Here is a 12,940-nt window from a genome sequence, read left to right on the forward strand (position 1 = left end):
CGGCGTGATCGTCCTGCTCCTGACCCTGGTGATGCTGGTCGGCCTCTCGCTGGCGGGCATGCTCTCCGCCGGCGAGGCCGCGCTCCTGCGGGTCACCCGCGCCTCCCTCACGGAGGCGCTCGCGGAGGCGGAGCTGGGGCAGTCGCCCGAGCCCGAGCGTGCCGCCCGGATCCGGCGCGCCCAGGCGCTCGTCGTGGACCCGACGGCGATCGTGGCGTCCTTCGCTCTCGTGCGCGTCATGTCGGAGGTGGTCGCCATCGCGGCCGGGACCCTGCTGGTCCAGCAGGCGATCCCGGGCGAGGGGGTCCCCAACGAGCTCCCGGTCATGCTCATCGCGCTCGTGGTGGGCGTCGTCATCGGCGTCATCTTCGTGCGGGTGTCGCCGCGCGCGCTCGGCTTCCGCAAGCCGGTGGCCGTGCTCCTCGCGCTAGTGGGCCCGCTGACCGGGGTCTCGCGCGCGGTCGCGTGGCTGACCCGGTTCTCGGTGCCGCGGTACGACCCGTCGCCGCCCACGGAGGCCGAGCTGCGCGACATCGCCGACCGGGTGGGGGAGAGCCTCTCGGAGAGCAGCGCGTTCGAGGAGTCCGACCGGGAGCTGATCCGCTCGGTGATCGAGCTGGGCGGCACCATCACGCGTGAGGTCATGGTGCCCCGCACCGACATGGTGTCGGTGGCCGCCGACACCTCGCTCGACCGGGTGCTGCGGCTGTTGCTGCGTTCCGGGTTCTCGCGCGTGCCGGTCATCGGGGAGTCGGTGGACGACGTCGTCGGCGTCGCCTACCTCAAGGACGTGGTGGCCGCGGTGCACTGGCCGGTGGGCGACGGCGAGTCCCGGGTGCGGGAACCCTCGCAGCGTCCCGCGTCGGACGTGGCGCGCGACGCCGTCTTCGTGCCCGAGTCCAAGCCGATCGACGACCTCCTGCGCGAGATGCAGGCCTCCGCCAGCCACATCGCGCTCGTCGTGGACGAGTACGGTGGCGTGGCAGGACTGGTGACCATCGAGGACCTCCTCGAGGAGGTGGTCGGAGAGCTCACCGACGAGCACGACACCGTGCCCGTCCAGGAGGTGGAGGACCTCGGCGACGGCGTGCTCCGCGTGCCGGCCCGCCTCCCGGTGGACGAGCTCGGCGACCTGTTCGACCTGCGCCTGGACGACGACGACGTGGACACCGCCGGTGGTCTGCTCGCCAAGGCGCTGGGCAAGGTGCCCCTCGCCGGCTCCTCCGCCGAGGTGGCCGGGATGCACCTGGAGGCGGAGCGGGTGGAGGGTCGCCGCAAGCAGATCTCGACGATCCTCGTGCACCGCACGGAACCGGCGGCCGAGCCGGATGACAGCAACGGCGGTCCCGAGCAGCGTGACCACCGTGATCAGAAGCGTGACCAGAAGGAAGTGACCTCGTGAGCGACCAGCCCGCAGTGCATCAGACCGCCGAGCACCGGAGCGGCTTCGCCTGCCTGGTGGGCCGTCCCAATGCCGGCAAGTCCACCCTGACGAACGCGCTGGTGGGGCAGAAGGTCGCGATCATGTCGGCACGGCCGCAGACCACCCGCCACACGATCCGCGGGATCGTGCACCGCGAGGACGCCCAGCTCGTGCTCGTCGACACGCCGGGCCTGCACCGCCCGCGGACCCTGCTGGGCGAGCGGCTCAACGACCTGGTGCGCGACACGCTGTCCGAGGTCGACGTCATCGCGTTCTGCCTGCCGGCCGACCAGAAGGTCGGCCCGGGGGACCGGTACATCGCGGCCCAGCTGGCCGAGCTCATGACGGGGCGCCGGGGCAGGCCCGTGGTCGCCGTGGTCACCAAGGCCGACCTCGTGCCGCGCGCCGACCTCATGGAGCACCTCGTCGCCGTCGACCAGCTGGCGCGGTCCGTGGACCGGGAGTGGGACGACATCGTCCCCGTGTCCGCCAAGGACGGCTACCAGGTCGAGGAGCTCGAGGCCGTGCTCATCTCGCACCTGCCCGAGGGTCCGGACCTGTACCCGGACGGTGAGCTGACCGACGAGCCGGAGGCCGTCATGGTGGCCGAGCTCGTGCGCGAGGCAGCCCTGGAGGGCGTGCGCGACGAGCTGCCGCACTCCCTCGCGGTGGTCGTCGAGGAGATCGTCGAACGCGAGGGGTCTGCCAACCCGGAGAAGGGGAAGCCGGCGTTGCTGGACGTGCGCGTCAACCTGTTCGTGGAGCGCGACTCCCAGAAGGCGATCATCATCGGGCGGGGCGGCTCCCGCCTGCGGTCCGTGGGCACCGAGGCGCGCCAGGGCATCGAGAAGCTCCTGGGCCAGCGGATCTACCTCGACCTGCACGTCAAGGTCGCCAAGGACTGGCAGCGGGACCCGAAGCAGCTACGCCGGCTGGGCTTCTAGCCGAACCGCAACCTGCGCGACAGGAACACCCGGCCGTCCCGCATATCTCAGCCACGATTACGGGCAATCCGGACACTGTGCTGAGATGGTGCCATGGAGAGAGTGGCTGCCCGGACGGCGCCCGTCGAGCTCACCCGTCTGAGTGGGCTCACCCCCCTGTCGGCGACGACCGGTGGTGCGGATTCGCAAGAGATCTACAACGTCCTGCGGGGGAGATGGGGCGTCGTCGCGCCCGTCGACATGGAGCCGGGCGTGCCGGCGTGGCTGGTGATGGGGCACGCCGAGATCTGCGAGATCGCGCGGAACGAGTCGGCCTTCTCCCGGGATCCACGCAACTGGCGCTGGCACTACGACGGCCTGCTGTCCGAGCGCTCGGCGCTGCTCGGCATCTCGCCGCGGGAGCCGCGCAGCTCCTCCTACCACCATGACGGGGAGAAGCGGCGCCGGCTCCGCGAGCCGCTGGACGACGGGCTGGCCGCACTGTCCGAGAAGACGGTCGTGGCCCAGGTCGAGGAGGTCAGCAGGCGGCTGGTCGAGGACTTCGGCCCCAGCGGCGAGGCGGATCTCGTCGCCGACTGGTCCAAGAAGGTCGGCTTCCTCGCCGTCACCGCGCTCTTCGGTTTCGACTACCGGACCGCCGACCAGATGATGGTCGACTCGGCGCACATCATGGACCACACGGGTGAGGCCGCCGAGGCGCGCAACCGGATGGGGCGCAACCTCATGGCCCACGTGCAGGCCCGGCGTGCCGACGGCGGCGCCGACCTGACCTCCAGCTTCGTGCGGCACAAGAGCTTTCACGACGACCGCGAGGTCGCCGACTCCATGTCCGTGCCCCTCATCGCGGCGAGCGAGTTCCTCACCGCGTGGATCGCGCTGACCCTGCGGCTCCTGCTCACGGACAAGCGGTTCGCGGCGCGCTGGGCCGGCGGCCGGATCGCGCTCGACGACGCCCTGGACGAGGTCCTGTGGCGTGAGGCGCCCGCCGCGAACCCTCCGCTGCCCCGGTACGCCATGCAGGACCTGGAGCTCGACGGGAAGCTGATCCGCAAGGGCGACGCCCTGATCATGGCAGTGGCCGCGGCGAACCAGGACCCCCTCGTGCACACCGGCGACATGTGGGACGAGGTCGGCAACCGGGCGCACCTCGCCTGGGGCGTCGGGCCGCACCGCTGCCCGGCGTCGCGTCAGGCCCGGATCATCGCGCGCGTCGCCATCAACCGGCTGCTGACCGAGCTGGACCTGGAGCTCGCGGTCGATGACCACGACCTGGCCTGGGTCCCGTCACCCTGGGTGCGGCACCCGCAGGCCCTGCCGGTCCGCTACGAGCGCGCACGGTCGTCGGGCACGGAGGTCTACTAGAGCGCGCGGCCGCTGACGAGGTGTGGCGCAGGTCGTCACCCTTCCCCCTCGTGCAGCCCGCTAGTACGGTCACGAACCGTACGAATCGGATAATCTGCCGTGGAGGAAAGCATGCTCACTGTTGACCTGGTCCGCCGCGGTGCAGCCCGGTTCGGGCCGCGCACCGCAGTCCGCTCCGGCGACGACACGCTGACGTACGCGCAGGTGAACGAGGCGTCGAACGCCATGGCACGGGTTCTGCACGCCCACGGTGCGGAGCCCGGCTCCCGCGTGGCGCTGCTGCTGGGCAACGGCCTGTGGTCCATCGCCATGGACTTCGCTTGCCTCAAGGCAGGCGTGACCCGGGTGCCGCTGAACGCCCGGCTGTCCGCCACGGAGCAGGGCCGCATGCTCGACGAGACCGGCGTGCGGCTCCTCGTGCACGACGCCGCACTGGCCGACCGGGCGGGCGAGCTCGCCGCGGCGCACGGCATCGGGGCGCTCGGCCTGGGCACGCCGGGCGCCGTCGGCGGGACCGACCTGCTGGCGGCCATGCAGGAGGTCTCCGCGGCGGACCCGAACCTGCCCGCCCGGCCAGAGGACCCGATCCTGCTGCTGTACACCTCTGGCACCACGGGCACCCTCAAGGCCGTCGAGCACACCCAGGCCAGCTACGCCGCGATCGTCGCCAACATCCTGACGAACCTCGTCACCCCGGACCGCGACTCGGTGATGCTGCACGCGGCCAGCCTGATCCACGCGAGCGGCACGTTCGTGCTGCCGTACTGGCTGCGCGGCGGCGAGTCGGTGGTGCTGCCCGGGTTCGAGCCGCAGGGCTACGTCGACGCGATCGCCCGCTACCGGGCCACCGAGATCAACCTCGTGCCCACGATGCTCGGCATGCTGCTCAGCACCGGTGTCGCGCAGAACGCCGACGTGTCCTCGCTGCGCACCGCGATCTACGGGGCCAGCCCCATGCCCCGCCCGGTGATCGAGCAGGCCATGGACGTGTGGGGCCGCCGGTTCGCGCAGTACTACGGCCAGACCGAGGCGCCGCTGTGCCTGACCGTCCTGGACGCGGCGGACCACGGCGACGCCTCCCTGCTCGGCTCGTGCGGCCAGCCCGCGCTGGACGCCCAGATCCTCGTGACGGACGACGCCGGCACACCGGTGGCCCCCGGCGAGATCGGCGAGATCCGCGTACGCGCACCGTTCACGATGGCCGGCTATCACGCGGCGCCGGAGCTGGACGCCGAGATGTTCGCCGGCGACGGCTGGCTACGCACCCGGGACATGGCCCGCGTCGACGAGCGCGGGTACCTCTACCTCGTGGACCGGCGCAGCGACATGATCATCACCGGCGGCTACAACGTCTACCCGCGCGAGGTCGAGGACGTGCTGCTCGCCCAGCCCTCGGTGGCCCAGGCCGTGGTGGTGGGCGCCCCCGACGACACCTGGGTCGAGGCCGTCACCGCGTTCGTCGTCCCCGCGCCGGGCGCCGCCGTCGACGAGGCCGCCCTCCAGGCCGCCGTGCGGGACCAGCTGGCCGGGTACAAGGTGCCCAGGACGGTGCGGGTCCTCGACGCCGTGCCGCTCTCGCCGGTGGGCAAGGTGCTGCGCCGCGCGCTGCGGGAGCCCCTGTGGGAGGGCCGCCGATGAGCGTCCTGGTCACCCGCGACGGACCGGTCACCCTGGTGGGCATCGACCGCCCCGAGCGGCGCAACGCCGTCGACGGCCCGACGGCGGCGGCGCTCGCCGAGGCGTTCCGGGCCTTCGACGCCGACGACTCCTCGGTGGCAGCGGTCCTGTACGGGACGGGCGGCACGTTCTGCTCCGGCGCCGACCTCAAGGCGCTGGGCACGCCGGACGGCAACCGGGCGGCGTCGGACGGCGACGGGCCCATGGGGCCAACCCGGCTGCGGCTGAGCAAGCCGGTGATCGCGGCGGTGTCGGGCCACGCCGTGGCGGGCGGGCTGGAGCTCGCGGTCTGGGCCGACCTGCGGGTCGCGGACGAGACGGCGGTGTTCGGCGTCTTCTGCCGCCGCTGGGGCGTCCCCCTGATCGACGGCGGCACGGTGCGGCTGCCCCGGCTGATCGGGCAGTCGCACGCGATGGACCTGATCCTCACGGGCCGGCCGGTCGACGCCGCGGAGGCGCTGCGCATGGGCCTGGCGAACCGGGTGGTGCCCGAGGGTCAGGCGGTCGCGGCGGCGGTGGAGCTGGCGGCGTCCCTCGCGGCGTTCCCGCAGGTGTGCCTGCGGGAGGACCGCGCGTCGACGCTGGACCAGTGGTCCCTGCCCGAGCCGGAGGCCCTGTCCGAGGAGTGGCGGCACGGCGAACGCTCGCTGGCGGCGGACGCCCACGAGGGCGCAACCCGCTTCGCGACCGGCGCCGGCCGCCACGGCCACCCGGCCTGACCCCCTTCGGTGCCGCCCGGCCGGATCCCCTTCGAGGTCTAAGTTTCTTCGCTTTCAGGGGGCTGAAAGCGAAGAAACTTAGACCTCGAAGGCGATCCGGCGGGGGAGGGAGGGAGGTCAGGCGGGGAGGCTGTTCGTCGGGGCCGCCCAGTCGATCCGGTAGTCGGTCACCCAGTCGCGCGTGGTCCGGGCGGCGGCCTTGCTCACGAGCGGCAGGATGACGCGGTCGCGCAGCACCCTGGTCAGCGGGTTCGGGATCTTCTGGTTCGACGTGCGCTTCGCCTGGGCGATCAGCTTCTCCACGCGTGCACGCCGCGCCGCCTCGAAGGCCGAGAACGCAGCCGCCGGGTCGCCATGATCACGCAGGAACCGCGCGAGCAGCACGCCGTCCTCGACGGCGAGCGACGCGCCCTGACCCGAGGTGGGTGAGATGGCGTGCGCGGCGTCGCCGATCAGCCCGATCGGCCCCCTGTGCCACACCGGCACCTGCGGGAGGTCGAGCGTGTTCCACGGCGCGATGATGTCCGGCGTAGCGGAGATCAGGTCCAGCGCGGGGCTGTCGTCGTCGGCGAAGAGGTGCTCCAGCTCGGCGCGCCAGCGGTCGGGCGTGCAGGCGGCGAGCTCGTCGTCGGTCGCGGCACGGACGCGCGGCACGTTCGCGAACCACCAGACGTCGCCCGGCCCGCGGTTGATGTACGCGAAGAAGGCGCGCTGCCCGAAGACCATCGTGAACACGCCCCGCTGCGTGTCCACCGACACCCCTGAGGCGTAGCCGCCGGTGTTCAGCAGGCCGGTGTAGCGCGGCGGGGGACAGGCGGGGTCCAGGATCGCCCGTACCCGGGAGTGCAGGCCGTCCGCCCCGATGAGCAGGTCGCCCTCCGCGGTGCTGCCGTCCGCGAACGAGGCGACGACCCCGCCGTCCTCCCTCGTCGTGGCGTCGACGAGGCGTCTGCCGTACTCGACGGGGATTCCGCGGCGCGTGGCCTCGTCGCGGAGCCGCACGTAGAGGTCGGAACGCCGGACGGTCTGACTGACCATGCCCGCTGCGTCGTCGCTGCCCATCGGCAGGTGGGCAAGGACCCGGCCCGACGAGGCGCGCAGCTCCAGTGCGGGTGTGTCGAAGCCGCCCAGCTCGTGGTGGTCGATATCCAGCACCCGGAGGGCGGCCAGGCCGTTCGTGGCGAGATTGAGGTAGGCGCCCACGCCGTCGGCCGTGCGGTCGTACGCCTCGTGGACCGTGGCGTCGATGCCCGCCTTCTGCAGGGCCATGGCGGTCACGGGTCCGGTGATGCCCGCTCCGATGATGATCGCTCTCATGCCGTAACCATAAAATGGGTAACCATAAAATGGCAAGTTGCCACACAGGGGTGTGCGAGCGGGACCTAGGCTGGGTCCCGTGACCCAGGACTCCCGGCGGCGCTCGCCGCTCGCGATGGTGCTGCTGGTGCTGCTGGCCGAGGAGCCGATGCACGCGTACCGCATGCAGCGGCTGATCAAGGTGCGGCGCAAGGACGACGTCGTCAACGTGGCCCGCAGCAACAGCATCTACCAGACGCTGGAGCGGCTGCACCGCGACGGCCTCATCGAGGTCCACGAGAGGCTGGCGGCCGACTCCGGCCCGGCCCGGATCGTCTACGCACTGACCGACGCCGGCCGCACCGCGATGCGCCGCTGGATGGACGCGGCCCTCGCCACGCCGGCCCGCGAGTTCCCCGAGTTCCGGGCCGTCCTCGCGGTGGTCGCGATCGCCGGGCCGGACCTCGTGCGGGACCGGCTCGAGGAGCGTGCCGCGGCGCTCGAGGCGGTGCTGGAGGAGTGCGAACGGGATGCGGCGACCGCGCGGGAGTGGGACCTGCCCAGGGTCGTGATGCTGGAGCAGGAGCACCTCGTCGCCGTCACGCGCGCGGAGCTGGAGTGGGTGCGCGGGGTCGTGGCCGACCTCCGGTCGGGCGAGCTGACCTGGGACACCGAGGAGATGCTGGCGTCCCACCCGCCGATATGACGCGCAGTCCCCCTCCCGTCGAAGGGCCAGGGCGTCGGGCGTAGCATCCGAGGGTGCTCTTTCGGACCGTCGCCACCTCCGCCGCGATCCTGGTCGCGCTCGCCATCACCGGCGCGGTCGCGGGACCGGCCTGGGAACCGGAACCGGTGGTCGACCACCTGGAGCCGGCCACCGTGTCGACGGCGATCGGCGGTGTCTCCGCCGACGGCGGGGAGCCGGGCGACCACGAGGTGCGCGAGTCGGCCGTCACCATCCCGCTCGCCGACGGGCTCGAGGTCGGCGGGCTGCTCCGCGAGCCGGTCGGCGCCGACGGGCCGGACGGCAGTCCCGGCATCGTGTTCGTGCACGGCGCGGGCACCGGCAAGGCCGCCGACGCGTTCACGCTGGCCGCGACCGCCCTGGCCAGCGCGGGGATCACCACGCTCGTGCCCGACAAGCGGCTGGACAACTACTCGACCCGGCACCGCGACTACGAGGCGATGGCACGCGACTACGCCCATTCGGTGAGCTACCTGCGCGGTGTCCCCGGCGTCGACCCCGACGCCGTCGGGCTGTACGCGGAGTCGGAGGGCGCGTGGGTGTCGCCGGTCATGATGGTGGACGACCCGCGGCTCGCCTTCCAGATCCTGGTCTCCGCACCGGTGGTGCCGCCCCGGCAGCAGGCGGCGTACGCCGTCGACAACTACCTGCGGAACACGGACGTGCCCGCCGGCGTCTTCCGCGCGATCCCGCGCGCGGTGGGCATGAGCCTGCCCGGCGGCGGCTTCGAGTACGCCGACTTCGACGTCCGGCCGTGGCTGCGGCAGCAGGACGACCCGATCCTCGCCGTGTACGGCACGAACGACGCCTCGATGCCGCTCGAACAGGGTGCGCGGGAGCTCATCGAGGCGGCCGACGGCGTGACCGTGCGCTTCTACGACCGCGCCAACCACGGCATCAACGTGGAGACTCCCGAGGGGCTGCTGCTGCACCCCGACTTCGCGGCTGACGTCGCCGACTGGCTGCTCGGCCTGCCCGCTACGGCGTCCGCGCCGCCACAGGTCGCGGGCGCCCAGCCCGAGCAGCTCTACCTCGCGGCGCCGGTGGCGCAGCCGCACTGGTACGGCGACGGCGACTGGCTCGTCGGGGTGGTCGTCACCGCCGGCGGGCTGCTCGTCGTTGGCCCCCTGCTCGTGGGCGGTGCGGCGCTGCGGGGCCGCCTCGCCCGACGGCGTTCCGGTCGCCCGGGCGCTCGGCTCGCCCCTGGGCTGCGCGTGCCGCTGACGGGACTGGGCGTCGGTGCGGTGGTGACGACGGTCGGGCTCGGCGTGTATCTGGTGGCCGTCGCGCGGCTCGCCCTGGACTACGAGAAGGACGCTCTGGTCGTGCAGGGTGGCTGGATCGCCGTCCGGCTCCTCGGGATCGCCACGGTCGTCGCGGCGGCGCTGCTGCTCGACCGGGTCCGCGACCTGCGCGGAGGCGTGGTGCTGGTCGGGGCCGCCGAGCTGCCGTCGCGGGACGACCCGGTCGAGGCCGACCGCACCGCCGCGTCGCGAGCGAGCGCGGCCGTCGTCCGGACGGGCGTCGGGGCGACGGTGCTCGGCTCGACGGCGCTGCTGGTGACGCTGGCGTACTGGGGCGCCTACCAGCTGGGCATCTGAAGCTCTGCCGCGGCGGGCTGCGGAGCCGCGGCGTCGGGCACGGAGCCCGGGAGACGCAGGTGCCGTACGTGGTCGACGTGCGTGGTCGTCGCGAGCGCCGCGCTGTGACCCGCCGGGGCCGGCACGTGCGTCAGGTACGGCCGGGGATGGGGGAGCCGGACCGACGGGTCGCGCGTGAGCAGCGTCGGTCGCGGCCCCGTCACGTCCAGGTCGCGGAGCGGGATCGCCAGGCCGTGCCCCGTCAGCTTCGTCGTCGCCTCCTTGCGCGTCCAGTACGCGAGCAGGGCGTCGGCCCGGTCGCGGGCCGGGAGGCGCCGCCAGGTACGCCGCTCGGCCGGCGTGAGCGCGGCCGCGGCGAGATCGTTCAGGTCGCCGTCCGCTGGACGGGCGTCGAGGTTCGCGCCCACCCGGCCGTCCCCCACGACCGCGACCAGGACCCAGGCCCGCGTGTGCGAGACCGAGTAGTCCAGGGCGGCGCCCGGGACATGGGGGCGTCCGTGCTGCTGGTCACCGCAGCGCTCGCACGACCGGTCCACGACTATCTCGTCCGGGGCGACACGGAGGTAGCGCGCCAGGATCAGCCGCTGGGCCGCGCGCGACGTGAGATGGACGCTGGTGGCCACATCGGAGAGGCCCACGAGGTGCTCCCGATCCGGTACGGTCAGCAGGCGCGTCCAGGCATCCCGGCGTCCGACCGGAACGAGCCAGACGTCGCAGGTGCGGGGTGCCGGTGCGGCAGCTGGGTCCACTGCGTTCTCCTGTGACCTAGAAATGCTGTCGGCTGTCGCCGACGGTGGTGTTCCACCCACGTCGAATGTGATGGACGTGCGCAGAAATGCAGGTGTGACCGGACTCGCCGTCGTTTGGCCTGACAGGTTCCGTTCCGAGCGGGTACAAACATCAGGGACCCCGTGCCGCCGGCTACACCTCCCCAGTCTCGACCAGCGGCGTTATCGAGGAGTGAACGGATGATGGACCAGCACGCTTCCGAGCGTGACGAGAGAGCTTCGGCCGACGGTGCGCAGGACGCGAACGGCGCACCCACCGAGAGCCTCGACCACGAGTACGTCGCCACGATCTCGCCCGAGATCGCGTCCGGGCCCGAGCCCGACAGCTCCGACGCGGGCAGACCCTTCGCGAACATCGCGGTGGCCGACTACGTGCGGGACGCCATCGCAGCGCTGGCCCTGCTCGTCTCGCTGGCACTGCCCTGGAATCTCGCGGACCGCTCGGCGGACCGGGTGGAGGTGGTCCTGGCCGTCGCGCTGTCCCTCGCCTCGCTGACCCTGCCGTACTTCGCACGCTTCGGCGTGCTGCCGGCGACGTGGACCGTGCACGCGACGCGCCGCGCACGCCTGCTCGCCGGGCTGCCGCTGGCCGTGATCGGCCTGCTGCACCTCATCTTCGACGTGCGCAGCGGCACGGGCGTCGGCACCGGCCTCGGCCTCGCGCTGGCGGGTGCGGCGCTCGCCGCGACCCCCCGCGACAGCGAGCTCGGCCCCGTCGAGCAGGACGGCGCGGTGGTACGCGGCTGGCGTCTCGGGCTCGCGGGCGTCGGCGTGCTGATCGCGGTGGGCGCCGTCACCTCGACGGCGCTCGCCGAGCTGGCCGCCGACGCGACCCTTGGCGACCGTCTGCTGGCGCCCGTGTGGCTCGTGCTCGTCGTCGGCCTGGTGTGGCTCCTGGTGGGCGGCACTGTGCGGCACGACCGCCCCTCGCGGCTCGTGCTGGTCGCCGCGGGCATCGTGCTCGCGCTGCTCTTCGTCTTCACCTCCGGCGACTCGCTGGCCGGGCTGGAGTCCATGCGCCCGGGCGTGACGGACCCGAGCAGGTTCGGCCTGGTGCTCCTGCCGCTCGCCGCGGCCGTCGCGGGTTCGCCTGCCGTGCGCCGTGATCCCGCCGCCGACGCCGACGCCAGCACCGAGCGTGCCGCAGGCGTCTGGGTCCGGGTCGCCGTCCGCGCGTTCGACGTCATCGTCCTGCTCGCCGCGTGCAGCACCCTTGCCGCGCTCGTCCAGCTCATCGACCCCGGCTTCATCGGTTCCGGCGCCGGTGTGCCGCTGGTAGTGCGGCTCGTCCTCGGCGTCGTCGTGGCAGGCATCGCCTGGTTCGCGCGCCGTTCGCTGCAGCGCGACCCAGGGACGGGGCACGTCCCGGCGGTGGGTGCCGCGTGCATCGCGGGCGTGCTCGGGCTCGTCGTGGTCATCGCGACGTCCGGCGCGAGCCTCGGCGTGAACCTCGGCGACCTGCTGATGGCCCTCGGCCTGCCGGTCGTCGCGGCATCCGCGCTGATGGTGCCAAAGGCCGTGCGCGAGCACTTCCAGACCGTCGGCATCGGTGGCGACACCGACGTAGACCGCAGCCAGGCGTACCTGTGGGCCCCGCAGCGTCCCAAGGGCGACAAGGCGCCGCCGGCCGCCCTCCCTGAGCAGCCCGTGCGGTCAGCGCCGGAGCTGCGCCGGCCCGCCGAGCCCCGCCGGGTCAGCTCGACGGGCGCCGTGCGGACCGTCGCGGGTGCCGCGGCGGCCCAGCGCGGGGCGACTCCCGTGCAGGCCGTCGAGCCGGAGTCGGGCGAGGTCCCGCTCTCCGCCATGCGCACGGTCGAGAACATGCCGGCCGCAGGCCCGTCCGCGGGGTCCTCGATGGACGAGACAGCGACGATGCCACCGATCCGGTCGGGCGCGACGCCGATGGCCCCCGCACAGCGGCCGGTGTCCGCGCAGCAGCCGGTGGCCCCCGCACAGCGGCCCGTATCCGCGCAGCAGCCGGTGGCCCCGGTGCAGCGGCCGGTGTCCGCGCAGCAGCCGGTGCAGGGGCAGGGTCAGGGCGCCGCGGCGTCCGGCAACGCGGCCGAGGCGGGTCACACCGCCGTGCTGCCGCCCGTGGGCGGCAGGTGGAGCGCCGCGCTGGCACTCGACCCGGCCACCCCGCTGGCCGACCTGGCGAAGATCGTGCAGGAGGCGCCGCACCTGCGTCCGCAGGTCGCCGCCAACCCGTCGACCTACCCGGCGCTGCTGGACTGGCTGGGCGCCCTCGGCGACCCGCAGGTCGACGCCGCGCTCCGCAGCCGCCGCTGACTCGCACCGCCGGCAACCGTTGGGGGTGCTGGTCGTGGCCGGGGGCGTCCAGGGCGACCCGGTCGGAAGTGCACACCACTGAACACCAAACACAAA

Annotated in this window: 10 protein-coding genes; 8 read left to right on the forward strand and 2 right to left on the reverse strand. The window is 73.3% G+C overall.

Annotation, left to right across the window (positions count from 1 at the left end; all coding sequences use genetic code 11):
* The first annotated feature begins 4 nt into the window (after positions 1 to 4).
* The 5 genes from AB0F40_RS13755 to AB0F40_RS13775 all read left to right on the forward strand — a co-directional run bounded on the left by AB0F40_RS13755 (position 5) and on the right by AB0F40_RS13775 (position 6,125).
* Entirely contained in the window at positions 5 to 1,402 is a 1,398-nt protein-coding gene (locus AB0F40_RS13755; RefSeq protein WP_357468031.1) for a hemolysin family protein, read from the forward strand.
* Positions 1,399 to 2,367 (forward strand): GTPase Era, encoded by a 969-nt coding sequence (gene era / locus AB0F40_RS13760; RefSeq protein ID WP_357468034.1) that lies wholly within the window; start codon positions 1,399 to 1,401, stop codon positions 2,365 to 2,367. Before AB0F40_RS13755 ends, era begins: the two co-directional genes overlap by 4 nt.
* 93 nt (positions 2,368 to 2,460) lie before the next feature.
* Entirely contained in the window at positions 2,461 to 3,729 is a 1,269-nt protein-coding gene (locus tag AB0F40_RS13765; protein WP_357468036.1) for a cytochrome P450, read from the forward strand.
* 111 nt (positions 3,730 to 3,840) lie between these two features.
* A complete protein-coding gene (locus tag AB0F40_RS13770) occupies positions 3,841 to 5,367 on the forward strand; it encodes an AMP-binding protein (protein ID WP_357468039.1) in 1,527 nt (508 codons plus the stop codon).
* Entirely contained in the window at positions 5,364 to 6,125 is a 762-nt protein-coding gene (locus tag AB0F40_RS13775; protein WP_357468041.1) for a crotonase/enoyl-CoA hydratase family protein, read from the forward strand. Before AB0F40_RS13770 ends, AB0F40_RS13775 begins: the two co-directional genes overlap by 4 nt.
* Positions 6,126 to 6,242: 117 nt before the next feature.
* On the opposite strand, the gene AB0F40_RS13780 is transcribed toward AB0F40_RS13775, so the two are convergent.
* Positions 6,243 to 7,442, reverse strand: coding sequence for an FAD-dependent monooxygenase (locus tag AB0F40_RS13780; RefSeq protein ID WP_357468044.1), 1,200 nt, complete (start codon positions 7,440 to 7,442; stop codon positions 6,243 to 6,245).
* Between the two features lie 79 nt (positions 7,443 to 7,521).
* Here AB0F40_RS13780 and AB0F40_RS13785 point away from each other — a divergent pair, with 79 nt between their 5' ends.
* Complete coding sequence (locus tag AB0F40_RS13785; RefSeq protein WP_357468047.1) at positions 7,522 to 8,127, forward strand: PadR family transcriptional regulator; 606 nt, start codon at positions 7,522 to 7,524, stop codon at positions 8,125 to 8,127.
* 53 nt (positions 8,128 to 8,180) lie between these two features.
* Positions 8,181 to 9,767, forward strand: a complete 1,587-nt coding sequence (locus AB0F40_RS13790; protein WP_357468050.1) for an alpha/beta hydrolase — start codon at positions 8,181 to 8,183, stop codon at positions 9,765 to 9,767.
* On the opposite strand, the gene AB0F40_RS13795 is transcribed toward AB0F40_RS13790, so the two are convergent.
* Positions 9,749 to 10,516 carry a 4'-phosphopantetheinyl transferase superfamily protein gene (locus AB0F40_RS13795; protein ID WP_357468053.1) on the reverse strand — a complete coding sequence of 256 codons (768 nt, stop codon included), beginning with the start codon at positions 10,514 to 10,516 and terminating at the stop codon, positions 9,749 to 9,751. The genes AB0F40_RS13790 and AB0F40_RS13795 overlap by 19 nt on opposite strands.
* Positions 10,517 to 10,738: 222 nt before the next feature.
* Between AB0F40_RS13795 and AB0F40_RS13800 the strand changes: the two genes are divergently transcribed.
* Positions 10,739 to 12,844, forward strand: coding sequence for a hypothetical protein (locus tag AB0F40_RS13800; RefSeq protein ID WP_357468057.1), 2,106 nt, complete (start codon positions 10,739 to 10,741; stop codon positions 12,842 to 12,844).
* Positions 12,845 to 12,940 lie beyond the last annotated feature (96 nt).

It is taken from the genome of Promicromonospora sp. NPDC023987 (assembly GCF_040639055.1).
Classification (GTDB): Bacteria; Actinomycetota; Actinomycetes; order Actinomycetales; family Cellulomonadaceae; genus Promicromonospora.